We start from the raw sequence: 26,596 nt of genomic DNA on the forward strand, positions 1-26,596 counted from the left end.
GATTCAACTCCCATCCCTAGATGTCGAGGTTGCGTACGAAACGGGCGTGTTCCTCGATGAACTCCCGCCTCGGTTCCACCTTGTCGCCCATGAGGATGTTGAAGATCATGTCGGCCTCCACCGCGTCCTCCATCGTCACCTGCAGGAGCGTCCGGTTTTCCGGGTCCATCGTCGTCTCCCACAACTGTTCCGGGTTCATCTCGCCGAGGCCTTTGTACCGCTGGATGTTGACGCCGTTGCGGCCGACCTCCTGGAGGACTCGTTCGAGGTCTGCGTCCGAATAGGCGTAGCGGACCTGCTTGCCCTTCTGCACCTTGTACAGCGGCGGCTGGGCGATGTAGACGTAGCCATGATCGATCAGGTCTTTCATGAAACGGTAGAACAAGGTCAACAGCAGGATGCGAATATGGCTGCCATCGACGTCCGCGTCCGTCATGATCACGATCTTGTGATAGCGCGCCTTCGTGATATCAAAGTCGTCGCCGATCCCGGTGCCGAGTGCGGTGATGATGGCGCGGATCTCGTTGTTGGACAGGATCTTGTCGAGGCGCGCCTTCTCCACGTTGATGATCTTTCCGCGCAGCGGCAGGATGGCCTGGAAATTGCGGTCGCGCCCCTGTTTGGCCGACCCGCCCGCGGAATCGCCCTCGACCAAATAAAGCTCGCAGACCGACGCGTCCTTGGATGCGCAGTCTGCCAATTTCCCGGGCAGTGAACTGACCTCCAGGGCGCTCTTGCGGCGGGTCAGCTCGCGTGCCTTTCGGGCCGCCTCGCGGGCGCGAGCGGCCGTCAGGCACTTGTCGACGATCCGTTTGGCAACCGCCGGATTCTCTTCGAGGAACGCCTGGAACCGTTCGGAAAACAGCCCGTCGACGATGCCCCGAACCTCACTGTTACCCAGTTTGGTCTTCGTCTGGCCCTCAAACTGCGGTTCGGGCACCTTCACGCTGACGATGGCCGTGAGGCCTTCGCGCACATCGTCTCCCGTGGGGTTGCTCTCGTTTTCCTTGATCAGGTTCATCTTCCGCCCGTAGTCGTTGATCACGCGTGTGAGCGCAGTCTTGAAGCCAGCCTCGTGCGTGCCGCCCTCGTGGGTGTGAATATTGTTCGCGAACGAGAACAGGGTCGTCGAGTACCCTTCGTTGTACTGCAGGGCGATCTCGACGGTCACTTCGTCCTTCACGCCGGACACGAACACCGGATCCGGATGCAAGACGTCCTTGGTCCGATTGAGAAACCTGACGAACTCGGCGACGCCGCCCGTGTAATGGTAGACGTACCGCTTGTCCTCCCGTTCGTCCTCCAGAACGATTTCGAGGCCTGCGTTCAGGAATGCCAGCTCGCGCAACCGGTTCTGCAAGACTTCGGAGTCAAACGTCGTGGTCTCTGTGAAAATCTCCGGATCCGGTTTGAAGGAGACCTTGGTGCCGGTCTTGTCCGTTTCTCCGATGACCTTCAGGTCGTACATGACCTCGCCGCGCTGGTATTCCTGGACGTAGATCTTCCCGTCCCGATGGACCTCCACTTTCATCCACTCGGACAGGGCGTTCACTACGGACGCCCCGACCCCGTGCAGTCCACCAGAGACTTTGTATCCGCCGCCGCCAAACTTACCGCCGGCGTGCAGCACGGTCAGTGCGGTCTCCACGGCCGGACGGCCGGTCTTCGGATGAATCCCGACGGGGAAACCCGCGCCATTGTCAATCACGGTGACGCTGTTGTCCGGGTGAATCTGAACGACAATTCGGGTACACCGCCCGGCCAGCGCCTCGTCCACGGCGTTGTCGACGATCTCCCAGACCAAGTGATGCAATCCTCGCGAACTTGTCGACCCGATGTACATGCCGGGCCGCTTGCGCACCGCCTCCAGACCCTCCAGCACTTGAATTTGTGTTTCGTCGTAGACCTGCGGTTCTGGCAATACCGTTCCCTCCAGCGTATGTCGTCCTAGACGGTGTCAAGCCGAATCAGTGCGCGGACGGATCACACGCCGGTCTGGCGTGCCCGTCGTTTCAGGGTGGCAGAAGAGATGGGGGAATAGTAGATCTGGTCCACGGTCACCACAAAGGACTTGTACGGACCCGCTTCCACGGTCACAATCCGGCCGCCCTCGGCGGCTCGGCCGAGAAAGGCCTCATTGGCTGAGTCGGCTCTTCCGCGCATATCAAAGATGCCGACAATATCTTTCGCGCGCACCGCGGTGTCTCCGCCGAGATGTATAAACACAGAAACACCTACCCCTCCTTCTGTATTATACCAGAACGCACTTGAAACAAACGCGCAGCCAGACGGAGGTTGCCTTGTATGGGAAACAGCGCCGTGGTCGTGAGGATGGTCTGCACTTTTTCACTCATCGACCACACCAGCCGCTGTTGGCGCGTGTTGTCCAGCTCCGACAACACGTCGTCTAGTAAGAGCACGGGGTACTCACCGACTTCGTCCCGGATCAAGTCCATCTCGGCCAGGCGGAGGGACAAGGCGATGGTCCGCTGCTGGCCTTGGCTCGCGAAGGACTGCACCGGTTGTCCGTCGATGAAGAACAACAGGTCGTCGCGGTGCGGGCCCACCGACGTGTGGCCGGTTTGCAGATCGGCCGCACGGCGGGTTGCCAAGGCCTGCAGAAGGGCCTCGCGGACCTCTGCGACTGAAATCGATCCAGCCTCCCCCAACCCTTCGAGAGGGCTTCGGTATTGGAACGTGAAGCGCTCCCGGCCATCGGAAATCTCGTCGTGGATCCGTTGCGCGATGCCGCGCAGGCGCGTCAGAAACCCGTGGCGCCGCACCACCACCTCAGCGCCGTGGTCGGCCATCTGCGCCTCGAGCACCTCCAGATAGGTGTTATCCACCCGGTCCTGTTTCAGGAACGCGTTGCGCTGTTGAAGTGCGCGCTGATACTGGGCCAGGTGGTAGAGATACTTGGGCTGGGTCTGGCCGATCTCCATGTCGATAAACCGGCGTCGTGCGGCTGGCGCCCCTTTCACCAGCTGGAGATCTTCCGGTGCAAACAGAACCACCTGAAAGTGGCCGACGAAATCAGTCATCTTCGCCTGCAGAACCCCGTTGACCTCGGCGCGTTTGGCGCCGCGGTGCAGTTCGACCGCCAGGGTTCGTGGCCTGCCCGCGGTGATGACCTGCGCGCTGACGCGAGCACCGTCGGCTCCCCACTGGATGCAATCGGCGTCGCGCGATGTCCGATGCGCCCTGCCCATGGCGAGGAAGTACACGGCCTCGAGAGCGTTCGTCTTCCCCTGGGCATTCTCGCCGATGAATACATTCACCCCCGGGGAGAATTCGATCCGCTGGTGTGTATAGTTTCGGTACTGCGTCAGTTCCAGCCATTCGATGTGCATCGTCGGTTCCGCCGGTTGAAGGTTACCTCCAGAGAATTGGCGAGATGAGTTGGAGGCCATTTTCGGCCCCAGATTCCCGGATGGTGAACGGTTGGTTGGGGCCATTGAATTGCAGCACAACCTCGTCGGCGCTCAGCGCGCGCAGCGCGTCCAGGACGTACCGGGCATTGAATGCGATCGACAGGTCGTCCCCCTCCATGCGGTTGGCCTCAATGCGTTCAGAGACGTTGCCGATCTCCGAAGAGCTCGACGACACCTGAATGGAGGTCCCACTGATCTCGAAACGCACCATATGGTTTTCGCGATCGCGGGCGATGAGGGCCGCGCGATCGACCGCATCGGCCATCAGGCCCGCATCGATGGCCACTTCGGTGCGGTGGGTGCTCGGGATGATCCGGGTGGTGTCCGGGTATGTGCCTTCGATGAGACGAGTGTAAAAGTGCGTGGTGCCGACCACGAACAGGCTGTGGCTGTCCGATACGTACAGCTGGACGGGCACGTTGTCGTCAGGCAGGATTTTCGCCAGCTCGACGAGCGACTTGCTGGGAATGATGACGTTCCAGGCGGAATCGCCGGCTTCCGCGGAGCCGATCCAGCGGGTGGCGAGGCGGAGCCCGTCGGTTGCGGTGAACTGCAGACGGCCGGTACCGAGTTCCACGTGCACACCGGTGAGGATCGGCCGGACCTCTGATGTTGCCGAGGCGAATGCGGTGGCGCGCACCAGTTCGCGAACGTGGTCGCTGGTGACCTGGAGCGATTGACTGGACTGGAACACGGGCAGTAAGGGGAATTCCGCGGCATCGATGCCATGCAGATGAAATTCCACCTGGCCGCAGCGGATCTCGGTCATGTAGTTGGAACCGACTCCGACGGAGACTTCGCGGTTGGGCAGCTTTCGCACGACGTCGGCGAGATAGCGGGCGGACAGGACGATGGCGCCGGGCTCTTGGACAGAGAGCAAGTTGACATCGTCAGCCGGAACTTCGACGCGGATGCCGAGTTCAAGATCGTACGCGGTGGCAATTAAACGGCCGGCTTCCGCCTGCAGCAGGATGCCAGTGAGGACCTGTTTGGTCGTCCGGACGGCGACCGCTTTAGACGCGGTTTGCAGGACGTTGAGCAGCGCCGGTTGGGCAATGGTGAATTTCATGGCATGGGTGAGCTCCCTTCTGCATAGGCTCTAGTGTCTGGCGAGAGATGCCGGACAAATCCTGTCAGCCTGTGTCGGCGCGCGATGAAATCGCGGAGCCGAGGAATAAGGATCAGGATCTGATCATATCGTGATCAAGAAGTAAAAACAGTAATAAGTCCTGTGCATCTTGTGGATATGTGACTCAGATCCTTGCAAATGACAGGTTATCCACATGTGGATAACCTGTGGACAAGCTGTATCATCAGGCGAGGCTTCTCCACCGGGCTGTTGACAACCCGGGTGGCCGTGTCCTTTGGCATGTCTTCAGAACAGCGTCCGGATGGCTTCCGCCAGCCGTTCCACCGTGGCCTTTAACTGCGGATCGCGCGCGAGTTCTTGGCTGACTTTCTCGCACGCGTGCAGGACCGTCGTGTGGTCGCGGTCGCCGAACGATTCGCCGATCTTCGGAAGGGAGAGATCGGTGAGCTCGCGCGCCAGGTACATAGCGATTTGACGCGGGAAGGCGACATTCTTGGTTCGTTTTTTGGCCTTCAGGTCGTCCGGTTTGAGGCCGAAGTGATCGCTGATCACCTTTTGGATCTGCTCGACGGTGACAATGCGCGGTTTGTGGTGGGCGATCATCTCCTGGAGCGCTTGTTCCGCCAGTTCGAGCGAAATGTCTTGGTTGACGAGTGACGAGTAAGCGATGAGTCGGACCAAAGCGCCCTCGAGTTCACGGATGTTCGAGTCGATCTGCGTGGCGATGAAATACGCCACCTCCTCTGGCAGGTCGATCCCGTCGGCTTTCGCCTTTCGCTGCAGAATGGCGATCCGCGTCTCCAAGTCCGGTGGATGGATGTCGGTGATGAGTCCCCACTCGAACCGGGAGCGAAGCCGGTCCTCCAGTGTCGAGATCTCCTTCGGAGGCCGATCGCTCGAGATCACGATCTGTTTGTGGGCCTCGTGCAGCGCGTTAAAGGTATGGAAGAATTCCTCCTGAGTCGACTCCTTGCCGGCGATAAACTGAATGTCGTCGATCAGTAAGACATCGATGTTGCGGTAGCGGTTGCGAAAGTCGCCCGTGCTGTTGTCGAGGATGGCGGCGATAAACTCGTTGGTGAATCGCTCGGAACTGAGGTACAGGACCTTCAGTTCCGGTTTCCGGCGCATCACGTGGTGAGCGATGGCGTGCATCAAGTGTGTCTTGCCAAGGCCTACGCCGCCGTAGATGAACAGCGGATTGTACCGTTCGGCCGGACGTTCGGCAACGGCCAGGCATGCGGCATGTGCGAACCGGTTGCTGTTGCCAATGACAAAGGTTTCGAAGGTGTAACGCGGGTTGAGCGGCAGGGCATCGGCCTTGATCGTATCGTCGGCGGCGGGCATTGCTTCCACGCCAGCTTCTGAAGGCGCTTTCTCCGCATCCTGCGCCGGATCGAGGCTGGTGGTGAACTTCAACGTGTATTCCTGGTCGGTCAGCGTGGTCAGAAACGAACGGATGACTTCCCTGTAGTTTTTATGGATCCAATTCCGCGCGAAGGTGGTCGGTACAAAGATGGTGATGCAGTTCTCCTCCGGGTTGTAGTCGACAATTTGCGTGCCGCCGAACCAGGTTTGGAGGGAGGGACCGCTCATCTGTTCCCCGAGCATGTCAAGTACTTTGTCCCACAGATTTTGAAAGAAGACCGCGTCAAACGCGCTGCTCACAGGACTCATGAAAAGAAAAGCCTCCTGAACGGCGTGGTGAAGCTGGCCACGATGGGGAGGTGGATTGGTGTCGAGGTTGTGCACAATTTTATCCACAGGTTGTGGATAAAATTGTGGATGTCTGTAGTTATCCACAAGACCACGGTGTCGTAGCGTGTCTAATCATATCAGATTTTGCAGCGCATCTGCAATTGGGAGGGTAAGTTATACACAGGATCCCCTGTGTGCAAGGGATGGCTTCCACAGGGTTGTACACATGTGGACAACCTGTGGGCGATCTGTGGAAGCCCCGCAGGGGGGCATGTGCCCGAAGAGGTACGCCCAGGAGAAGCCAGCCGGTACAGTCGTCCATGCGATGGGTTCTGTTTGACAGTATGGCGCAGGGTTGGGTATAATGTTCGCCAGTGTTTTTCTTGTGAAAAAGGGGGTGGCCTGTTTGAAGCCGACATATCAACCCAACGTGCGCAAGCGCAAGAAGGTGCACGGGTTCCGCAAGCGCATGAGCACGAAAAACGGCCGCAAAGTGCTGGCTGCTCGCCGTCGCAAGGGACGCAAGGTATTGTCCGCATAAAGGGATAGAGGGCCACGCCATGTGGCCTTTTTTCATATCGCCGTTGGTGTGGGATCCGGGCGGCGGAAAGGGTGGCGCATGGTGCAGCGGGAGTACCGGTTGAGGGAAAACAGGGACTTTCGGCGGGTCTTCCAGAGAGGTAAATCGGCTGCGACCGCCCGCCTCGTCCTGTACTGGCTGGAGAACCGGGAAGGGCACTACCGCGCCGGGATTTCGGTGAGCAAAAAGGTTGGAAACGCGGTGGTGCGCAACCGCGTGAAGCGGCGTCTGAGAGCCTGCTTCCTGACGCTCAAAGCGGAGCTGGCGCCGAAGCCGGTCGATCTGGTTGTGGTCTGCCGGCCGGCAGCGGCGGAGGCATCGTTCGCCGATCTGTACGGGGACCTGATGAAATTGCTCAAACGGGCCAAAATCATGGTATGATGGGGAAGATGATAGAATGGGGGCGGAAGAGGATTCGTGGTGCGTTGGATGATGTTGAAGCTCATCCGGTTCTACCAAGTGGCCATCTCCCCTTTGACGCCGCCTCGGTGTCGATTTGTTCCCAGTTGTTCACAATATGCGTTGGAGGCCGTCACGCGTTTCGGCGCGTGGAAAGGCGGTCTGCTGGCCCTGCGGCGGCTGGTGAAGTGCGGACCGTGGCATCCTGGCGGTTTTGACCCTGTGCCAACGCAAAAATAGGAGGAATCGTCTGTTGGCTTCAAAAACTCGCAGGAATCGCGCGTGGCAGTGGGTGATTGGCGCCGTCGCCATGCTGTCCTTGTCCGGCTGCGCGATGTATCCTACGCATCCCGGGGACTGGCCGCAGAACACGTGGGGCGACATCCTGAAGGCGGTTTCCGCCGTGATTGACTTTTTCTCGAAGTATACGGGCGGCAGTTACGGTGTCGGGTTGTTGATCGTGACCGTGCTCGTGCGGTTGTTGATCCTCCCGTTGATGGTGCGCCAAATCCGGTTCTCGAAGGTAATGCAGCAGATTCAGCCAGAGATGCAGAAACTGCGTGAACGATACAAAGGTGACCCGCAAAAGGCTCAGGAAGAGATGATGAAGCTGTATCAGAAGTACGGGGTCAACCCGATGGCGGGATGTGTGCCGATGCTGATTCAGTTGCCCATTCTGTATGCGCTGTTTGGCGCCATCGAAGGAAACCCCGCCTTGAATAGCAGCACCTTCCTGGGGATTTTCCACCTGGGTCAGCCGGATCATTATTACATCCTGCCGCTGATCGCCGCCATTACCACCTATCTGTCGTCGAAGGTGATGATGACGGGCAACGATCCGCAACAGAGGATGATGCTGTTCGTCATGCCGGTGTTCATCTTCTTCATCGGCAGCCGGTTCGCGTCCGGGCTCGCGCTATACTGGATCTACAGCAATATCTTCACAACCGTGCAGACGTACTTTATCCGCGTTCGGCCGGCCAACGCCGCAAGTACCCAGGGCGGTCGTTGATCCCGGCGGCGCCGGTAAGAGGGGAATGGTCACGTGAAGACGGTGGTGGCGACTGGTCGCACCGTGGAAGACGCGGTCCGGTCCGCTCTGGTGCGGTTGGGAGTTCCAAGAGAACGGGTACAGGTACGCGTTCTCCAAGAGCCGGTGAAACCGAGGTTCGGATTTATCGGCGGGCGAGACGCGCGGGTTGAGGTATCCGTCATCCCAACGGTGGAGGAGATCTGCCAGGAGTTTGTGGAAGGCGTATTAAGACGGATGGGGATACGGGCGGAGGTACATGTCCGAACGGGACTCTCCGAGGACGGCAGCGTGTGTTTGCACGTCGATTGCGCCGAGGAGGATGCGGCCCTGGTCATCGGCCGCCGGGGGAGTACCCTCGATGCGCTGCAATACTTGGTCAACGTGATCGCGAACCAAGGCCGGGAAGGGCACATTCGGATCTCGCTGGATTGCGGCGATTACCGGCGCAGGCGGCGGGAAAGCCTGGAGAAGAAGGCGGAGCGCGCTGCGGCGAGGGCTGTCCGGACGAAACGCCCCGTTTGGCTCGAGGCGATGCCGGCATCGGACAGGAAGGTCATCCACACATACCTACAGGGCAGGACGGACGTCACGACCACGAGCGAGGGTTCGGATCCGCACCGAAAGGTCGTGATCATCCCGGTGGTCTCCTCCGAACCGGCGAGGTCTGCACGAACGCGGCGCCACAGCCGGTGACTCGCGCGGCAAACTCGACAACGCGTGTTGGATGCATTTCATCGCCCTTCCTCTGTCCGGAATGGATGGAGCGAAGGGCTTTACCCGCTTAGCGGTGACTCGGACGAGTGCTGGGGCGTGAAGGAGGGAAGGAACTTGCAGTCGGACACCATTGCGGCCATCTCGACGGCGCTCGGTGAGGCGGGAATCGGTGTGGTGCGCGTCAGCGGTGCGCAGGCGCGCGATGTGGTGGACCGGGTGTTCCGCCTGCCTTCCGGGCGGCACGCACGCCTGCCGGCGCATAGAGGGCTGTTTTATGGAACGGTGATCGATCCCTTTGAGGAACGGCCTATCGACGAGTGCATCCTGCTCTGGATGCCGGGGCCGCGCAGTTACACGGCGGAGGATGTCACAGAGTTGCAGGTGCACGGGGGAATCCGCGTGATCGAGGCGGTCCTGGAGGCTGTCCTGCAGGCCGGGGCACGGTTGGCGGAGCCGGGGGAGTTCACGAAGCGCGCCTTTTTGAACGGCCGCATCGACCTGTCCCAGGCCGAGGCGGTGATGGACCTCATTCGAGCGAAGACGGATTTGGCCCGCCGATCGGCGTGGGCGCAGATGCAGGGCCGCTTCAGCGAGGTGGTGCGCGGTTTGCGCCGTCGCCTCCTGGAATTGCAGGCTCATGTGGAGGTCACGCTCGACTACCCGGAGCACGACGTGGAGGCCGTGGCGTGTGAACAGGTCGTGGCGGTGGGAGAATCGTTGATGGCGGAGATCGATCGCCTGTTGGCCGACGCGAGAGTCGGCCAGATCCTGCGCGAGGGGGTCGTGACCACCATCACCGGCCGGCCGAACGTCGGGAAATCCTCTTTGTTGAACGCTCTCCTGCGCCGGGAGCGGGCCATCGTGACCGACATCCCGGGGACGACCCGCGACGTGATCGAAGAGTATGTCAACCTGCGCGGGATTCCGTTCCGGCTTGTGGATACGGCAGGCATTCGCGAGACGGAGGACGTGGTCGAGCGCATCGGCGTTGAACGTTCCCGGGAAATGGTCGTGCAGTCGGAGCTGGTGCTGTTGGTGCTGAACGGGAGCGAGGCGCTGACGGAAGAAGATGTCCAGTTGCTGACGGAGACGCGCGGCAGACCGCGGGTGGTCGTGGTGAATAAGTCCGACCTGCCGTCCGCGTGGGAAGACGCCGAGATCCGGGCGTGGACGGGCAGTGACCCGGTGGTTCACGTGTCTGCGAAGTCGGCGAGCGGCCTTGGTATGCTGGAGGAGGAGATGGAGCGCGCGGTCCTGGGGGGCGAGGTGCGGACCGCCGAAGCGGCGTACATGACGAACGCGAGGCAGGCGGATCTGCTGCGCCGCGCCCGGCGGGACCTGGAAGATGCGGTGCATGCGGCGTCCATCGGCGCCACGCTGGATGTGGTGGCGGTGCAACTGCAGGCGGCGTACGGGTCGCTTGGCTTGGTCATCGGGGAGGAGGCTGGGGAAGATCTCCTCGATGCAATTTTCTCTCAGTTCTGCCTCGGCAAGTGAGGCCAAAAGGGGGGAACGGGATGCGGTTTTTTGCCGGATCGTACGAGGTCATTGTCATTGGGGCGGGGCATGCCGGATGCGAGGCGGCCCTGGCGGCAGCGCGGATGGGCTGCCGGACGCTGTTGCTGACCATCAACCTGGACACCATCGCGTACATGCCGTGTAATCCTTCCATCGGCGGGCCTGCCAAAGGCATCGTCGTACGGGAGATCGCCGCCCTGGGTGGTGAGATGGCCCGCAACATCGACCGGACGTACATTCAGATGCGCATGCTGAACACCGGCAAGGGGCCGGCGGTTCAGGCGCTGCGCGCCCAGGCGGACAAGGCGTTGTACGGGTTGACGATGAAATGCACGCTCGAGAATCAACCCAACCTGTCGTTGAAGCAGGGCATGGTGGAGGAGATCTTGACCCAGAACGGGCGCGTGAAGGGCGTGGTGACGAAGTCGGGCGCCGAGTATCACGCAAAGGCGATCGTCCTGACGACGGGGACCTATCTGCGCGGGCGCATCTTCATCGGTGAAGTGTCCTACGAGAGCGGGCCCAACGGTCAGATGCCGGCCGTGAAGTTGACAGAGAGCCTGTTGGATCTGGGATTCGATCTCGTCCGATTCAAGACCGGTACGCCGCCACGCGTCAACCGGAACACCATCGACTTCGACAAACTGATCGTACAGCCGGGCGATCCGGAGCCGCAGCATTTCTCGTACGATCCGGACATCCCGCCGCGCGAGCAGGTGCCCTGTTGGCTGACCTATACGAATGAACACTCCCATGAGCTGATCTTGGAGAACCTAGAACGGGCGCCGATGTACTCGGGCCAGATTCAAGGGACGGGCCCTCGGTACTGCCCGTCGATTGAGGACAAAGTCGTGCGCTTCCGCGATCGCCCCAGCCATCAGGTGTTCCTGGAGCCGGAGGGACGCAACACGTCGGAATGGTATGTGCAGGGGTTGTCCACGAGTCTCCCGGAGGACGTGCAGATCCGGCTTTTGCACACCATCCCTGGACTCGAGAACGTGGAGATGTTGCGCCCGGGGTACGCCATCGAGTATGACGCCATTGTCCCCACGCAGCTGTGGCCGAGCCTGGAGAGCAAATCCGTAGAAGGCCTCTTTACCGCCGGGCAGATCAACGGCACGTCAGGCTACGAGGAGGCGGCCGGGCAGGGTATCATGGCGGGGATCAACGCGGCGCGCAAGGTGAAAGGCGAGGAACCGGTGGTGCTGGCGCGATCGGATGCGTATATCGGCGTGATGATCGACGATCTCGTGACGAAAGGGACCAACGAACCCTACCGACTGCTCACGTCGCGGGCAGAGTACCGTCTGCTGCTGCGGCACGACAACGCGGATCTGCGCCTGATGGAGACAGGCTACCGGATTGGGCTGTTGCCGGAACGCTATTACGATGCGATGATGCGCAAGCGCGCCGGCATCGAGGTGGAGATCCAGCGGCTGCGCCGGACGCGGGTGCATCCTGAGGAGGCGAATCCGGTGCTGGAGGCCATCGGATCGAGGCCGGTGGATGAGGCGGTGGCGTTGGAGCAATTGCTCCGTCGCCCGGAAGTCTCCTACGGGGACGTCCATCGGATACGTCCGGCCGACGATTCGGTGCCTGCTGAGGTGGCGGAACAGGTGGAGATCCAGGTGAAATACGCCGGGTACATCGAAAAGCAGCAGCAGGAGATCGAACGGTTGCGGAAACTGGAGGAGCGCCGGATTCCGGCCGACGTGATCTATGCGGACATCCATGCGCTGTCGTCCGAGGCGCGGGAAAAACTGGCGAAGATCCGGCCGCAGACGGTCGGCCAGGCGGCGCGGATCCCGGGTGTGACGCCTGCGGATATCTCGATTCTCCTGGTGTATCTCGAACAGAAGAAGGGCAAGGCGGCCAATGCTTGACGTGCGGCAGGCGGAGGCGTTGGTCGCAGCACATGCCGGCCCGTTCTCGGTGTATTATGAGACGCTGATGGCTTGGAACGAACGCGTGAATCTCACCGCCATCACGGATCGGGACGAGGTGTTCGTCAAGCATTTCGTGGACAGCGTGACGGTGGCGGGCTTGGACGAATGGAGGGCCCTGTCCAAAGGGGCGAGGGTGGTTGATGTCGGTACGGGTGCGGGGTTCCCCGGCTTGCCGCTGGCCATATGCTTTCCCGATTTGAAATTCGTGCTCCTGGACGCGCTGCAGAAACGCGTGCGTTTTTTGCAAGAGGTCGCGCAGCGGTTGGGTCTGCGAAACGTCGAGGTGGTACACGGACGAGCGGAGGACATGGCCAGGCAGGAAAGTCTGAGGGGAGAGTTCGACGTGTCCGTCTCACGCGCGGTGGCGCACCTTGCGGTGTTACTGGAGTTGACGATGCCGTTCATCCGGCCGGGCGGGGTGACGATCGCTTGGAAGGGACCCGGCGTGGTGGATGAGTTGGCTTCCGGTGAGCAAGCGGCGCATCTCTTGGGCGGGGCTGTCCGGACGGTGATCGATCTGGAATTGCCCAGCGGTGCAGGGCGCAGAAGCTTGGTGGTGGTGGAACAGCGCAGCGCGGTTCCTGCGCGCTACCCGCGCAAGGCGGGTACGCCGCAGCGCCATCCGTTGGCTTGAACCAAGCCCTGGCCGTAGCAGAGGGTGCGAGCGGATGGGAGTCTCAGTCGATACTTGGCCATGGTCTGCGGACGGCGGTCCAGGTGGAAGATGCCGTCGGAGGTTGGCGAAAAAAGGGAACTTTTGTCGAAGAGGCAGGAATCCGCCCGCAAGAGTCGTACTCTGAGTCAACAAGAGGAAGACGGATGGTCGGGAGACTGAAACAGAATGAGGGGACACCGGGTATGAGAGAGACATGGGGTCGATTGCTTGGTGTGCGCGAACAGGCAGAGGATACGGCGGTGATGGACATCGCGGTCGACGAGATCGTGTCCAATCCGTATCAGCCGCGGAGTGTGTTCGATGAAGAGGGCATCGCTGAGTTGGCGAGGACCATCCAGACGCACGGCGTGATCCAGCCCATCGTGGTTCGCCGGCATCAGGGCAAATACGAACTGATCGCTGGAGAACGCCGCCTGCGGGCGGTGAAGTCGTTGGGTTGGGCGACCATTCCGGCGATTGTCCGCCAGCTGAACGATGCGCAGACGGCCTCGGCGGCGTTGATTGAGAATCTCCAGCGCGAAGGGCTCACGCCGATCGAAGAAGCGGTCGCATATCAACAGCTGTTGGAACTGCACGGATTGACACAGGAGAGCTTGGCGCAGAGGTTAGGCAAGGGCCAATCCACCATCGCCAATAAGCTCCGCTTGTTAAATTTGCCTCAGGAAGTGCAGGATGCCCTGCTGAAACGGAGCATCACGGAACGGCACGCCCGCGCCCTGTTGGCTCTGCCTTCGGAAGAACTGCAGGTAAAGCTGTTGCGTGAGTGCATGCAGCGGGGCTGGAACGTCAAACAGATGGAGGAACGCGTAAAGGCGGTCCTCGAATCCCTGCAGACGGAGCCAAAGAGGAAACCCAGGCGGAAAGGGCTGTCTCGGGACGTCCGCCTCGCGGTGAACACCATCCGGCAATCCTTGCAGATGATTGAAAAATCCGGCCTGACGGTGACGTGCGAGGAGAAGGACGCCGAGCAATTCTACGAGTTCGTGATCCGCGTTCCTAAGAAGTCCTCTTGAATCTATCTTCGTCATCTCCTCTACGGAAGCCGCTCAAGCTGCCCGGCGCGACTCCGCCAGCGGCGGGGACGGGCCGGGTGGCGCCTTCGGCCTGATCCGGATTGTGCCACCCGAATCATCCCTTGCGAGAATGCGTCCCCCGCGGAATCGTTTTGCAGTACAATGGGAATTGCTTTATGCATTTGGATGTCTGTAAGGAGGTCGCGCTGGTGTCCAGTGGTCGAGTAATAGCGGTGGCAACCAGAAGGGCGGCGTAGGGAAAACAACGACGACGGTGAACCTGGGCGCTTGCATGGCCTGTCTCGGCAAGCGAGTGCTACTGATAGACATCGACCCACAGGGCAACACCACGTCTGGAATCGGTATCAATAAGGCGGATGTGCGCTACTGTGTCTATGATGTGATTATCAATGACGTCCCGGTAGAGGAGGCGATTCTGCCGACGGCGGTGGAGAACCTGTGGGTCTTGCCTGCGACCATCCAGCTCGCCGGGGCCGAGATTGAATTGGTGCCGACCATTTCACGGGAGGTCCGGCTGCGCCGGGCCTTGCAGCCGCTGAGGAGCCGGTACGACTACATCATCATCGACTGCCCGCCGTCTCTGGGATTATTGACGGTCAACGCGCTGACGGCCGCGGACTCGGTGTTGATCCCCATTCAGTGCGAGTATTACGCCCTGGAAGGGTTGAGCCAGCTGTTGAACACCGTGCGCCTCGTCCAAAAGCACTTGAACACCTCTCTGGAGGTGGAGGGGGTGCTGCTGACGATGCTGGATGCGCGCACGAACCTGGGTTTGCAGGTGATTGAGGATGTGAAGAAGTATTTTCGTGATAAGGTGTATCGCACCATCATCCCGCGCAACGTCCGGTTGAGTGAAGCGCCGAGTCATGGCCAGCCGATCGTGTTCTATGATGCGAAGTCGAAGGGCGCTGAGACTTATATGGATCTCGCCAAGGAAGTGTTGAGAATTGAGTAAGAGGGGACTCGGAAAAGGGTTGGAGGCGCTGATCCCGCTCAATGTGACCGAGGACGACACCGTGTCCTCGGTGGATATCCGCGATCTGAGGCCGAACCCGTATCAGCCGCGCCGAGACTTCAACGAAGAGAAGCTGGAAGAACTGGCGCAGTCGGTCCGTGAACATGGCATCATTCAACCTTTGATCGTGCGGCGGAGCGCCGTTCGGGGCTACGATATCGTGGCAGGGGAACGGCGTTTCCGGGCGGCGCAGATGGTCGGACTGACGACTGTGCCGGTTGTGGTTCGGGATCTGTCTGACGTCGAATTGATGGAGATCGCGGTCATCGAAAATCTGCAGCGGGAAGACCTGAATCCCATCGAAATCGCGGAAGCGTATCAGAACCTGATGGAGCGGGCGGGGCTGACGCAGGATGAGTTGGCACGGCGGGTGGGGCAGAGCCGGAGCCATGTGGCGAACATGTTGCGTCTGTTGCAGCTGCCGGATGAGGTTCGCCAGATGGTGTCCAAAGGGAAGCTGACCATGGGACATGCGCGGGCCCTGCTCGCGGTGGAGGACACGGGACGGCTGGCGGAGCTGGTACGCAAGGTCACGGAGGAGGGGCTCAGCGTTCGAGAACTGGAGTCTTTGATCTATCCTCAGAAGAAAAATGTTTCACGTGAAACAAAACAGACAAATCGGGGGACAAAGACGAGGTCACCGAACCCCGTGGATGTGTTTGTCCGGCACTACGAAGACCAATTCAGAGCGTTTCTCGGGACGCCGGTCCACATTCGCCACGGGAAGAAACGCGGCAAGATTGAGATCGAATACTTCTCCCAGGAAGATTTGGAACGTATTCTTGGCTTGTTCTCAGCGCGAGTCGAGTAGGACGGTGGGGACGGTTGGTGTTGTTGGGTGCCATCGTCAACGCGGTGGCCATCGTGATCGGGACGACCATCGGCACATGGATTCCGGGCATCGGGGAGCGCACGAAGTCGACCATTCTGCAAGGACTCAGCCTGGCGGTGATCCTCATCGGGTTGAGCATGGCGCTGTCGGATACCGCGGACCTTCTGATCATCGTCGTCAGTATGGCCATCGGTGGCGCGTTGGGCGAATGGATGGGCATTGAACCGTGGTTGGACCGCGTCGGCCAGCGGATCGAATCGCGATTCAAAACCATCGGCACCGGGCGGGTGGCACAGGCCTTCGTCACCGCGAGCCTGGTGTTTTGTGTTGGCTCCATGAGCATCGTGGGCGCGATTCAAAGCGGGGTACAGGGGCAGAATGACACGCTCTACGTCAAGTCGATGTTGGACGGGTTCACTGCCATCATCTTCGCGTCGACCTTCGGCCCCGGCGTCTATCTGGCGGCCGTGGTGGTTTTCGTCTACGAAGGTGCCATCGCTTTAGCAGCCCGCGTCATCGGCATGGCGTTGGCGAATGAGGCGGTCATCGCCTGCCTCACCGCCACGGGCGGGCTGTTGATCGTCGGCATTGGCCTCACCATCCTCGGGGTAAAGAAAATCGCGGTCGGCAACCTGCTGCCGGCGATGCTGGTCGCAGCGGTGCTCAAAGGGTTGGCGCCTCACGTGAACTATGCCCTTCATGCCTGGTGGCACCTTGGATGAGGAAGATCGTATCACGCGCGGGATGCCAAAATGTGATATCCCGCCGGCATCTGCAACCTGTTTGAATCCTGAGGGCAACATGATGTGAGAAAATCCGGGATCTGCGACGGCGGGTCCTGAACAGAAACGGAGAGAGGGAACATGCCGGACACCTGGAGCGTTCTACAATGGGGATCCCTGGCCGCATGGGTTCTTGCCCTGATTGCCTTCATCCTCTCTTGCGTCGCGTGCTGGACTGGGAGCCGATTGAACCGACGGTTTCGCAAGTGGAAGAGCATCCACGCCACAGCGGATCTGGAGGAGGTTTATGCGCGGACGCTGGATCGCGTGTCTGAGCTCGAGGGGGCGCTGCAATCGGCCCGTGCCGAGATCGAACAGCTCCGGGCTCAGTTGGAGCGAAAGATCTCCACGGCCCGCGTCATCCGGTACAACGCCTTTGCCGACACGGGCAGCGACTTGAGCTTTTCGATCGCGCTGCTCGACGATCACGCGGACGGCGTGGTGATCTCGTCCATCTACGGCCGCGAAGAGTCGCGTACATACGCGAAACCGGTGAAGGCCGGCGAATCCGCCTATCCGCTCACGGACGAGGAGCGGCAGGTGATTGAGGGGCTTCAGCCGAATCCAGAGAGAAAATCTCCGATACGGGTGTGACGGATGCCGAAACATTTTCATTTCTTGGTGAACCGAATTGCCGGGAGAGGCCGCGCGGCCCGGGTTTGGGAGCGCGTGCGCGCGAGACTCGAAGAGCACGCAAAACTTCACCCAGACCTGCTATACACCTCTTCACAGGCTGGACAGCCATTTCCCTTCGATCAACTGTCGAAAGATACCGTGCTGGTCGCGGTAGGCGGCGATGGATCCGTGCACCACGCCGCTGCCATCGCTGTAAGAGAGGGATTGTCTCTCGGAGTGATCCCGGCCGGGACGGGCAACGATTTTGCCGCGGCGCTCGGGATTCCGGAAGACCCGGCTCGCGCGGTCGATGTTCTGCTTTCCGGCGAGCCCAGGCCGGTGGACGTCGCGCAGGTGGGGGAGCGGTTGTTCATCAATGCAGGGGGTTTCGGTATCGACGCCGATATCGTCCACTTCGTCGAAGGGCATTCCTGGGTAAAACAACGTGGCACCTTCGGGTACGCGGTCGCCTTCCCCGTCGTAATCCTTCGCCATCGCCCTTACAACGTGCAGGTGCAGTTGGACGGGGAACAGATGCGGTTCGAACGGGTCACCATCCTCGTGGCCGCCATCGGTCCTCGATTGGCGGGTGGGATGAAGATCGCGCCTGAGGCGAGCCAGTTCGACGGGATGTTCGACGTGTGCGTCGCGCACGGCTTCACCAAACCCGGTTTACTGAAGGCCTTCCCGACCATTTACAAGGGGACGCACGTCCGCCTGCCCGGCGTGTTCATGGGCCGGGCCAAGCGCATCGTGCTCGATTTTGAAGGTGAAACGTACCGCGGGCAGTTCGACGGTGAGCAGGTGTCCGGGCGCGGGCGGGTTGAATTGGAATGCCGGTCGGACCTGTTGCGCGTCTGCTTGCCCCGCGGTCGTCAATGACCCTGCACCGACTCGATGATCCGCTGGCGGGTGCGTAGCCGGTACAGGCTGTTGCGGAGCGCCTCGACGACGGTGTCCGTCATGCGCATGACCACGCCGAGGCGGGTGTTCTGGAGAACGAAGTATTCCATGAATCCGCAGACGTTGACGACGCCGGTCAACGTGAAGTCGCCGAACTCCGGCAGAGATTTCTTGACCCCAGCCCCTGGGCGAAGGGGGCCTTCTTCGAGGATGATCTGACCGACGTGATCGAATCTTCCGAGGCACGCGTCGACGGCCAGCACGAACGGCCGCCGGCCGTGCTTTTTTTGCAGCCGCTCCAAGGTTGCGCCGAGATTGACGGCGTGAACAGGCTCGTCCAGGGTTCCGTACACCGTCACATCGGTGGAGTGCTGGAGCTTTGTGCCGATGATGGGACCGAAGGCGTCTCCAGTAGATCGATCCGTCCCCACGCACACCACCACAATCTCGCGATCATCGGCGCGCTGAAACATCTGGTCCAACGCCGCGCTCAATCGTGGAACGGCCAGTTCGTCATCAAAGGGAATTCGAAAGCCCGGAAACGAACCCGCCCATGCGTTGTGTCGAGACGCGTCATCGCGCACAAGAAATCCTCCCAAACCGGAATATTCCTAGTATACGTAGGCGTACCTTGGACTATACCTGGACGCCTCGGCAGGAAGGGGGAAGACGATGGTCGACGTCGCCCTGTTGGCGGTAGCCACCTGGTGCACGTTGCTGTTGGCGGGGCGCGGTGTATACGAGGTGCTCGCCTACACCGGTGGTGTGTTGGCGGCCGGCTACGCAGGCGTGCAGGCATCAGGCTGGGTGATGACCCACTGGCTTTCTCCGGCCAGTCCAGCCATGCTGTGGGTGGAACGGCACATCCGAGACCAAGCGGACAGTGTCATGGCACTCGCATCGTGGCTCCCTCCAGAACCGGCCAGCGCATCTCTGACGCATACGCAATGGATCGCTTGGCACGTCGTGCAGGTGGTCTTCACGGCATGCGTGACCTTCGCGGTCTTCACCATGTTTGTCACCAGCGCCTCGTTGTCCGACGCGCTGTGGGACCGGCGGGCGATGGCTGCCCAGTGGAAGGAGCGCCTTGCGTCCACCGGTTGCGCGGCGTTGTGTGGCGTCTACGTCGCCGGTCTCCTCGCGGTCACCTTGGCCAATCTCGCCTGGATGGACGCCTTTCACTGGGTGGGGGTGGAAATGCATCAATCCTGGGCGGTGCGCCTTCTGGCGGCGATCGCCGGTTGGCGCGGTCTGTCCTGAGTGTTCAGGGTACCCGATGACACATCCGGAGCGGATCGTCCTCCGTGATCACGATTCCCTGGAATCGCACCCCTGGCACGGCGATGGAGCGGTGTCCGGGACACGCGTGTGCTATCATAGAAAGCGGCGAATTCTGGCCACAAGGTGGGGATCATGATTCACACGTTGGAATCCGCCGCCAGGGACCTGTTCCTGTCTGGAGCGGCACGGACGGTGGCCGGCCGGATCATCGGCATCGTGGGGTTTTTCATCCTCACCCGCATCGCCATCCGGATCGGCGTTCGGACGGTGCATCGGCTGCTGAATTCACCGGCCGTCAAGATGGACGAACGCAGGCGAGGCACGTTGGCTTCGCTGATGGACAATGTCGTTCGTTACACGCTGTATTTCATCTACTTTCTCATCTTTCTCGAACTGTGCAACTTTCACGTGCAGACGTTGCTCGCCGGCGCGGGGTTGGCCGGCCTGGTCGTCGGTCTCGGTGCGCAGAGCCTGATCAAGGACGTCCTGACCGGCCTGTTCATCCTCTTCGAGGACCAGTACGGGGTCGGCGATTACGTGAAGATCAATAACTTCACGGGGACCGTTGACAGCATTGGGCTGCGCGTGACTCGGATCCGGGCCTGGACCGGCGAGATCGAAATCATCCCGAACGGCCAGATCCAGCAGGTGACGAATTATTCCAGGTACAATTCCCTCGCTGTCGTCGATGTCGGCGTGCGCAGTGACGCCGACCTCCAGCGGGCCATGGCTGTCATGGAGACGGTTATGCGGGAGGTGGCCTCCGAGAGTGACGACGTGGTCGGCCCGGTCCAGGTACTCGGTGTACAGGCCATCACTCAGGCGGAGGTGACCTTGCGCGCCACCGCCGAGTGCCGTCCCATGAACCAATTTGGGGTGGAACGGCTGTGTCGGCTGCGCATCAAGGAAGCGTTCGATCGCGCCGGCATCCCCCTGGCCTCGCCGCAACGCGAGATCTGGGTGCACAATCCGATGCCTGCGGGGAGTGGCGTGGGCACCGCCGCCCGTGAGACGGAAGGAGGGCGCCCAGAGTGACCATCCCTTTTCAGCTGGGAGACACCGTGCAACTCAAGAAGCCCCATGCGTGCGGTGCCAATGAGTGGGTCGTCATCCGGATGGGCATGGATATCCGGGTCAAGTGTGCACGGTGCGGACACAGCGTGCTGATCCCGCGCAGCCGGTTTGAAAGGTTGGTCCGCAAGGTCCTGGCCCGGCCGGAGACCGGAGGGACGACGACATGAAGGTGAAAACGGCTTGCCCGTTGGACTGTTGGGACACATGCAGCATTCTCGCCGAAGTGGAGAATGGCCGCGTGGTACGCCTGGAGGGGGATCCGGACCATCCCGTCACGCGAGGATTCCTCTGTACGAAGGGGCGCCGGTTACACGAGCGGCTGTACGCGCCGCATCGCGTGCTCCATCCGCTGAAGAAAGTGAACGGCCGCTGGGAGCGGGTGACGTGGGAGCAAGCCCTGGGCGAGATTGCGGATCGCATCCGGGACACCCTGGACCATGACGGCCACCACGCCATCCTGCACGCATATGACTGGGGCTCAGGAACGCTGCTCAAGAATTTGATCCAACGCTTCTTTTACATGCTCGGCGGATGCACGGAGACGGTGGGCAGTCTCTGCTGGGAAGCGGGGCTGGAGGCGCAGCGGTATGACTTCGGGCAAGCGCGCAGCCACGCGCCGGAGGACCTGGAGAACGCCGCCGCCGTGGTTGTGTGGGGGCGCAACGTCAGCGTCACGAACATCCACATGACGCCGTTCATCAAACGGGCGTTGGCAAAAGGCGCGCGGCTCGCCGTCGTCAATCCGCTGCCCACGGACCTGGACGCCCGGGCAGACCTTTTGGTCCATCCGCGCCCAGGAAGCGACGGCGCCTTGGCGCTCGGTGCCCTCCGCGTCTGCCGTGACGAAGGTTGGCTGGACGCAGCGTTTTTGTCCGAACACAGCGTCGGCTGGGAGCGCCTGGCGGCTTCGTTGGACGCGTTTGATCTTCCGACGGTCACTGCGCTGACGGACGTTCCGGCGGAGACCATCCGCGCGCTGGCCGCGTTCTACGGTCAGACGCGCCCCGTGTCCACCCTGTTGGGCCTCGGAATGCAGCGCTATCCCGGCGGGGGCAACGCCATTCGGGCCATTGACGCCCTGTGCGCTGCCACGGGCCAGATTGGGTTGCCTGGCGGCGGTGTGCAGTATGCCAACCGAGCGATGCCGCAGTTCTTCGACGAAGACGCGCTGACCGGCCGTAGCCGCGCTCGTGTTCGAGAATTCTCTCGCGGGACGCAGGCGCAGGAAATCCTGTCGGCCGACCCGCCCATTCGAATGCTGTTCGTCACGCGGACCAACCCGCTGACGCAAGTGCCAGACGCAGCGGCGCTGGAAAAGGCGTACGCCACGATCCCGTGCAAGGTGGTGGTGGATCAGTTTCTGACGAGGACAGCCGAAATGGCTGATTACTTCCTGCCCTGCACGCACGCCCTGGAGGATGAGGATTTGGTGTACTCCACCATGTGGCACGGGTACGTCACCTATATGCATCGGGTCGTGGCGCCGCAGGGACAGGTCCTGCCAGACTGGGAGATCTTCGCGCGACTGGCGGACAGGCTCGGGTTTGGAGACCACATGCGTAAACCGGTCGACGAATGGTTTCGGCTGGCTCTGGCACCCGCAGCGAAGCAAGGGATCACCCTGGAGCGGCTTCGCGAGGAGGGAACGGTCCGCTTGCCCGTGCCAGAGGTGCCATGGGCGGATCGGCGCTTCCTCACTCCAAGCGGTAAGTACGAATTCTTCTCGGCCACGGCAGTCGCGGAGGGCCACCCAGGCCACGCCGTCTACGTGCCGAGGCAGGAGATGCCCTCGGAGCATGCGTATTCCCTGTTGACCATTCATCCCCGGCAGTCTCAAAACTCTCAGCACCGGGATGCACCCCGTCTTCCAGAGCACCCGGTCGCAGAAGTGCCGCCCGAGATCGCTGCCTGCGAGGGATTGCAGGATGGACAATTGGCGCGGCTGTGGAATGACCAGGCAGAACTGGTGGTGCGGGTGAAAGTGAGGTCGGGCGGCCACCCTGGCACCATTCGGCTGGAGTCCGGGTGGTGGGGGCAGGGGATCACCATCAACCACCTGACGAAGGCCCATCAGGCCGATTTTGGCCGTCAGACCGCTCAATACGACTGTGTATGCAGCATCGCTCCGCTGATCAAACGGGCGTGATGACCGCTCCCAAGACTGGCACCGTGACGAAGTAAGGGGGTGGCTGGCCACTGCAGTGCCGCCATCCCCTGCTTGTGATGCATTTCATCACCACTACGCAGAGCGAGATGAGGGTGAATGGATAGTAAAGTAAATAAATCTGAATGTTATGATACCATAGATTGGTGGCGATATCCTGAGGCTGGAGCCAGCACGGCGCACTGAAGAACGAATGAGAAGGAGGAGGACATGACACAGAGGACTGGAGACTGGTCGATGATAGAAGTCGGCTCCGACGGATGGTCCCATTTTGACACCGTGATCCTGGGGGCAGGCAGCATGGGACTCGCCACCGCCTATGCTCTGTCCCGACGGGGACGCAGGGTGGCGCTGTTGGATCGGTACACCCCGCCCCACAGTTTTGGCAGCCATCACGGAGAGACGCGGCTGTTTCGGATGGCCTATGCGGAAGGGGCAGCCTATATTCCGCTGTTGCAGGACGCGCGCCGAATGTGGCTGGAGCTGGAGGCGCACGCGTCCGAGGCGGAGTCTGGCCAAGGGGCGGTACAGTTGTTCGCCCAGATTGGAGTGCTGAACGCGGCGCGGCCGGGCGCGAACCTGTTGCGCGGAGTGCGGGAGAGCCTGAACCAGTACCAAGTACCTCACCAGTGGCTGACCGCCGCTGAGGCGGCAAAGCGGTGGCCAGGTCTATGCCTGCCGGACGATTACGAGGTGTTGTTTGATCCCCTCGGGGGTGTGCTGTTCAGCGAACGCTGTCTGGCGGCGTTGAAGGCGGCTGCCCTCGGGCAGGGAGCCACGCTGCTGATCGGCGGTCCGGTTCGCGAGTTGCAGGCGCAACCTGGCGAAGTGGTGTTGGAGTGGGGAGGGCACCGCTTGGTGGCGGGGAGTCTGGTGATCACCCTTGGGGCCGGAGCGGGCCCGTTCCTGACCCGGTGGTTTCCAGAGTGGCGCATTCCTGTGCAGCCGATTCGCAAGACGGTGGCCTGGTTTCGCTGTTCCCATCGCACCTCCTCCGGTGCGCCGTACTACCGCGCAGATGCGTTCCCGGGTTACTTGGTGGAGACCGAGGAGGGGACGTTTTACGGGTTTCCGGATTTCGGGGAAGGGGTGAAGGTGGGTCGGCACGATGGCGGAGAGCCGTGCGATATGGAATCCGTCAACAGGGATTTCCATGCTTACCCACAAGACGAGAGAGTGCTGCGCGGATTCCTGGGAAGATTCCTGCCACACGCCACCGAGTTTCAGCGTGGTAGCGTGTGCCTGTACACCATGACGCCGGACGAACACTTCGTGGTCGACTCGCATCCAGAGCATGCACATGTTGTGGTTGGGGCGGGATTTTCCGGTCACGGATTCAAGTTTGCAAGCGTGATCGGAGACGTGTTAGCCCGCATGGTGGAACAGGAGGAGATTCCTTATGATCTCTCCCTGTTCCGCGCCAGCCGTTGGACGTGCGATGGAACGTGAGCAGGGGGGTGAAGAGTTGCTTCTCTTGTCGGCAGACGACATCTGGCGGGCCGTTCCCATGCGACTCGCCATGGACGCGGTGGCGCTTGCACTGCAGGAGTTTTCGCTGGGACGGGCGATCGCGCCCGTACGCATGTCCATCTCTGTTGCGGCTGAGCAAGCAACGGCCCTCTTCATGCCGGGGTTTGTGGAGGCAGCAGGCGGATTGGGAGTGAAGTTCGTATCCGTTTTTCCCAACAATCGAGATCGCGGAAAACGCACAGTCCACGGCCTGGTTGTTCTCGCTGATCCGACCAGTGGGGAGCCGTTGGCTGTACTGGAGGCGTCGTCTCTCACGGTATTGCGGACCGGGGCCGCCGCCGGGGTGGCGACTCGCCTCTTGGCCCGTGAGGACGCCACGTCAGTGGCGGTGATCGGAACGGGGGCGCAGGCACACGGGTTGGTGGAGGCGGTTTGTGCGGCACGGCCGATTCGGGAAATCCGCCTGTACAACCGGACGCCGGAGCGGGCACTGGCGTTCGCCGAGCGTCTCAGGAACAGCGGTGGAGGGGGTGGGGACACACCCCATTTGGCTGGCGAGCCAGGGAAGATGCAAGAGCCGACATCAGGGACACCGACAGAAACAGGGGCAAGCCAACGACCGGCGGTCTTTGTCACCGATAGCCCAGAGGAGGCCGTCACTGGGGCGGACATCGTCGTCACCGCCACCACCTCTTTGCGACCGGTGTTTTTGGAACATTCGCTCAGTGGAGGCACAACGGTGATCGGCGTCGGATCGTTCACGCCCTCGATGCAGGAACTTCCATCCGTGGTGGTCTCACGTGCGGACAAGGTGGTGGTGGAGTCGCGAGAGGCTGCGCTTTCCGAATCGGGGGATCTCATCATTCCCATCCGGGAGGGGGTGTTTCACGCAGACAGGATTCACGCTGAACTGGGCGAAATCGCGGCTGGTCTCCGGCCGGGCAGGGAAAGACCGAATGAGTTGGTGGTATTCAAATCGGTCGGGCTGTCGGTCATGGATCTCGTGGTTGGCAAGCTGGCTTACGACAGGGCTCTGGCGCTGGGGCTGGGGCAGAAGGTTGCGTTGTGAGAAAAGGGGGGTGCCGCGTGACCAACTCGTGTGACGTGATCATCGCAGGCGGCGGCGTGGTGGGTTCGAGCATCGCCTACAACCTGATGGCGGATGGGTTCACCGGGCGGGTGGTGGTGTTCGAACGCGACCCGGTGTACGAGCACGCCTCGACGCCGCGCAGTGCGGGCGGCATCCGGCAGGTGTTCAGCACAGAGGTCAACGTCCGAATGAGTCAGTACGGACTCGAGGTGTTCCAACGTTTCGAGGAAGACATGGCGGTTGGGGGAGAGGCGGCTCGCATCGACTTCAAGCGGCGCGGGTACCTCTTTTTGTTGAACGATCGCATGTTGGCGGCGATGGGGAATCAACTTACGCTGTTACGCCGGCTGGGTGTGCGTGTTGAGGTGTTGACCCCGCAGGAGACCAAGTCGCTCATCCCGGAACTGCGCGTCGACGACTTGGCAGCCTCGGTGTACAGTCCGGATGACGGGTACATGGATCCGTATTCCGTGATGCAGGCGTACGTTCGGAAGGCGAAGAGCTTGGGTGTCGAATATGTGCGTGGACAGGTGGCCGCATTGATGCGGGATGAACAGGGGCGGATGGCCGGCGTTCGCCTGGAGAGCGGCGAGGTCTGGCGGGCGCCTGTCGTGGTCAACGCGTGCGGTGCTTGGTCGGGGGACTTGAGCCGGACCATCGGTGTGGATTTGCCGGTTGCCCCGCTGCCCCAGCAGGTGTTCTGCTTTGATCCAGGCGACCCAGTCCAAACTCCCTTGCCGCTCACGGTCGACGTCAGCGGTGTGTACTTTCGGCACGAGGGCCGCAAAGTGATTGCGGGACGGGGGGAGGTTGGGGCGTTCCGCTATGACTTTGGGTGGCAGAAAGCCACGTTTGAGCAGAAGATCTGGCCATCTCTCGCTGAACGCAGCCCGAACTTCGAACGCCTGAAGCTGGAGCGGGGCTGGGCCGGGCTGTATGACTATAACCCCGTTGACCACAACGGAATCGTCGACGGCTACGACGACATTCCGGGCTACTATGTGGCGACTGGGTTCAGCGGGCACGGGCTGCAGCATGCCCCAGCCGCCGGTAAAGCGGTATCGGAACTGATCCGGTTGGGCCGGTTGGAGACACTGGACGTCAGCGCCCTGTCGCCAGAGCGATTTCGCGTCGGCCAGCTGGTGGTGGAAGACGCCATCATTTGACGCTCTTTTGAAGAGCGCCGATGGAGGGCATGTGAGCGCCGATTCGTCAGGAATGGAAACGTTCCGCCGCGGCAGGGGCGGTTGC

At 61.3% G+C, this 26,596-nt stretch carries 26 protein-coding genes and 1 pseudogene; 21 read left to right on the forward strand and 6 right to left on the reverse strand.

Translation table 11 applies throughout. The features are described from left to right. Nucleotides 1–16: 16 nt before the first annotated feature. The 5 genes from gyrB to dnaA all read right to left on the reverse strand — a co-directional run bounded on the left by gyrB (nt 17) and on the right by dnaA (nt 6,198). Nucleotides 17–1,921, reverse strand: coding sequence for a DNA topoisomerase (ATP-hydrolyzing) subunit B (gyrB, locus tag N687_RS0112490; protein WP_156040136.1), 1,905 nt, complete (start codon nt 1,919–1,921; stop codon nt 17–19). Nucleotides 1,922–1,983: 62 nt separating this feature from the next. Next, nucleotides 1,984–2,226, reverse strand: a complete 243-nt coding sequence (gene remB, locus N687_RS0112495; RefSeq protein WP_029422161.1) for an extracellular matrix regulator RemB — start codon at nt 2,224–2,226, stop codon at nt 1,984–1,986. Nucleotides 2,227–2,234: 8 nt separating this feature from the next. Further along, nucleotides 2,235–3,350 carry a DNA replication/repair protein RecF gene (gene recF, locus N687_RS0112500; RefSeq protein ID WP_029422162.1) on the reverse strand — a complete coding sequence of 372 codons (1,116 nt, stop codon included), beginning with the start codon at nt 3,348–3,350 and terminating at the stop codon, nt 2,235–2,237. A 22-nt stretch (nt 3,351–3,372) separates the two neighbouring features. Then, entirely contained in the window at nt 3,373–4,500 is a 1,128-nt protein-coding gene (dnaN, locus tag N687_RS0112505) for a DNA polymerase III subunit beta (protein ID WP_029422163.1), read from the reverse strand. A 306-nt stretch (nt 4,501–4,806) separates the two neighbouring features. Next, nucleotides 4,807–6,198, reverse strand: a complete 1,392-nt coding sequence (gene dnaA, locus N687_RS0112510) for a chromosomal replication initiator protein DnaA (protein ID WP_051663208.1) — start codon at nt 6,196–6,198, stop codon at nt 4,807–4,809. A gap of 427 nt (nt 6,199–6,625) precedes the next feature. Between dnaA and rpmH the strand changes: the two genes are divergently transcribed. The 14 genes and pseudogenes from rpmH to N687_RS0112575 all read left to right on the forward strand — a co-directional run bounded on the left by rpmH (nt 6,626) and on the right by N687_RS0112575 (nt 18,245). After that, nucleotides 6,626–6,760: a 50S ribosomal protein L34 gene (gene rpmH, locus N687_RS0112515; protein WP_029422165.1), complete on the forward strand. Its 135-nt coding sequence runs from the start codon at nt 6,626–6,628 to the stop codon at nt 6,758–6,760. Between the two features lie 21 nt (nt 6,761–6,781). Beyond that, complete coding sequence (gene rnpA, locus N687_RS0112520) at nt 6,782–7,180, forward strand: ribonuclease P protein component (protein ID WP_231493468.1); 399 nt, start codon at nt 6,782–6,784, stop codon at nt 7,178–7,180. 48 nt (nt 7,181–7,228) lie between these two features. Next, entirely contained in the window at nt 7,229–7,438 is a 210-nt protein-coding gene (gene yidD / locus N687_RS21135; RefSeq protein ID WP_419670160.1) for a membrane protein insertion efficiency factor YidD, read from the forward strand. 13 nt (nt 7,439–7,451) lie between these two features. Continuing rightward, a complete protein-coding gene (locus N687_RS0112525) occupies nt 7,452–8,210 on the forward strand; it encodes a YidC/Oxa1 family membrane protein insertase (protein WP_029422167.1) in 759 nt (252 codons plus the stop codon). A 33-nt stretch (nt 8,211–8,243) separates the two neighbouring features. Then, complete coding sequence (jag, locus tag N687_RS0112530) at nt 8,244–8,924, forward strand: RNA-binding cell elongation regulator Jag/EloR (RefSeq protein ID WP_051663209.1); 681 nt, start codon at nt 8,244–8,246, stop codon at nt 8,922–8,924. Nucleotides 8,925–9,059: 135 nt separating this feature from the next. Beyond that, nucleotides 9,060–10,442 (forward strand): tRNA uridine-5-carboxymethylaminomethyl(34) synthesis GTPase MnmE, encoded by a 1,383-nt coding sequence (mnmE, locus tag N687_RS0112535; protein ID WP_029422169.1) that lies wholly within the window; start codon nt 9,060–9,062, stop codon nt 10,440–10,442. 20 nt (nt 10,443–10,462) lie between these two features. Continuing rightward, nucleotides 10,463–12,346: a tRNA uridine-5-carboxymethylaminomethyl(34) synthesis enzyme MnmG gene (gene mnmG / locus N687_RS0112540; RefSeq protein ID WP_029422170.1), complete on the forward strand. Its 1,884-nt coding sequence runs from the start codon at nt 10,463–10,465 to the stop codon at nt 12,344–12,346. Then, nucleotides 12,339–13,043 carry a 16S rRNA (guanine(527)-N(7))-methyltransferase RsmG gene (gene rsmG / locus N687_RS0112545; protein WP_051663210.1) on the forward strand — a complete coding sequence of 235 codons (705 nt, stop codon included), beginning with the start codon at nt 12,339–12,341 and terminating at the stop codon, nt 13,041–13,043. The genes mnmG and rsmG overlap by 8 nt, the downstream gene beginning before the upstream one ends. A 224-nt stretch (nt 13,044–13,267) precedes the next feature. Beyond that, nucleotides 13,268–14,098, forward strand: a complete 831-nt coding sequence (gene noc, locus N687_RS0112550) for a nucleoid occlusion protein (RefSeq protein ID WP_029422172.1) — start codon at nt 13,268–13,270, stop codon at nt 14,096–14,098. 176 nt (nt 14,099–14,274) lie between these two features. Next, nucleotides 14,275–15,074, forward strand: a pseudogene (locus N687_RS0112555) (ParA family protein). Next, nucleotides 15,067–15,945, forward strand: a complete 879-nt coding sequence (locus N687_RS0112560; RefSeq protein ID WP_029422174.1) for a ParB/RepB/Spo0J family partition protein — start codon at nt 15,067–15,069, stop codon at nt 15,943–15,945. The pseudogene N687_RS0112555 and the gene N687_RS0112560 overlap by 8 nt, the downstream one beginning before the upstream one ends. 17 nt (nt 15,946–15,962) lie before the next feature. After that, nucleotides 15,963–16,688 (forward strand): DUF554 domain-containing protein, encoded by a 726-nt coding sequence (locus N687_RS0112565; RefSeq protein ID WP_231493612.1) that lies wholly within the window; start codon nt 15,963–15,965, stop codon nt 16,686–16,688. Between the two features lie 141 nt (nt 16,689–16,829). After that, entirely contained in the window at nt 16,830–17,342 is a 513-nt protein-coding gene (locus N687_RS0112570; RefSeq protein WP_029422176.1) for a DUF4446 family protein, read from the forward strand. 3 nt (nt 17,343–17,345) lie between these two features. Then, entirely contained in the window at nt 17,346–18,245 is a 900-nt protein-coding gene (locus tag N687_RS0112575) for a diacylglycerol/lipid kinase family protein (RefSeq protein WP_081841361.1), read from the forward strand. On the opposite strand, the gene yyaC is transcribed toward N687_RS0112575, so the two are convergent. Further along, complete coding sequence (yyaC, locus tag N687_RS0112580) at nt 18,239–18,850, reverse strand: spore protease YyaC (RefSeq protein WP_051663212.1); 612 nt, start codon at nt 18,848–18,850, stop codon at nt 18,239–18,241. The two genes, N687_RS0112575 and yyaC, sit on opposite strands and share 7 nt — an antisense overlap. A gap of 88 nt (nt 18,851–18,938) precedes the next feature. On the opposite strand from yyaC, the gene N687_RS0112585 reads away from it, so the two are divergent. From N687_RS0112585 to N687_RS0112615, 7 genes are all read left to right on the forward strand, one after another. Beyond that, complete coding sequence (locus N687_RS0112585; protein ID WP_029422179.1) at nt 18,939–19,526, forward strand: hypothetical protein; 588 nt, start codon at nt 18,939–18,941, stop codon at nt 19,524–19,526. 153 nt (nt 19,527–19,679) lie between these two features. After that, nucleotides 19,680–20,582: a mechanosensitive ion channel family protein gene (locus N687_RS0112590; protein WP_051663213.1), complete on the forward strand. Its 903-nt coding sequence runs from the start codon at nt 19,680–19,682 to the stop codon at nt 20,580–20,582. Next, nucleotides 20,579–20,788: a DUF951 domain-containing protein gene (locus tag N687_RS0112595; RefSeq protein WP_029422181.1), complete on the forward strand. Its 210-nt coding sequence runs from the start codon at nt 20,579–20,581 to the stop codon at nt 20,786–20,788. Before N687_RS0112590 ends, N687_RS0112595 begins: the two co-directional genes overlap by 4 nt. Beyond that, a complete protein-coding gene (locus tag N687_RS0112600; protein WP_029422182.1) occupies nt 20,785–22,767 on the forward strand; it encodes a molybdopterin-containing oxidoreductase family protein in 1,983 nt (660 codons plus the stop codon). Before N687_RS0112595 ends, N687_RS0112600 begins: the two co-directional genes overlap by 4 nt. A gap of 228 nt (nt 22,768–22,995) precedes the next feature. Beyond that, nucleotides 22,996–24,234, forward strand: coding sequence for an N-methyl-L-tryptophan oxidase (gene solA / locus N687_RS0112605; RefSeq protein ID WP_081841362.1), 1,239 nt, complete (start codon nt 22,996–22,998; stop codon nt 24,232–24,234). Between the two features lie 16 nt (nt 24,235–24,250). Then, the gene (locus N687_RS0112610) at nt 24,251–25,324 is read left to right on the forward strand and encodes an NAD(P)-binding domain-containing protein (protein WP_029422184.1); all 1,074 of its coding nucleotides are present in this window, start codon (nt 24,251–24,253) and stop codon (nt 25,322–25,324) included. 17 nt (nt 25,325–25,341) lie between these two features. After that, nucleotides 25,342–26,511 (forward strand): NAD(P)/FAD-dependent oxidoreductase, encoded by a 1,170-nt coding sequence (locus N687_RS0112615; RefSeq protein WP_029422185.1) that lies wholly within the window; start codon nt 25,342–25,344, stop codon nt 26,509–26,511. The last annotated feature ends 85 nt before the right edge of the window (nt 26,512–26,596 follow it).

It is taken from the genome of Alicyclobacillus macrosporangiidus CPP55 (assembly GCF_000702485.1).
Lineage (GTDB): Bacteria > Bacillota > Bacilli > Alicyclobacillales > Alicyclobacillaceae > Alicyclobacillus_H > Alicyclobacillus_H macrosporangiidus_B.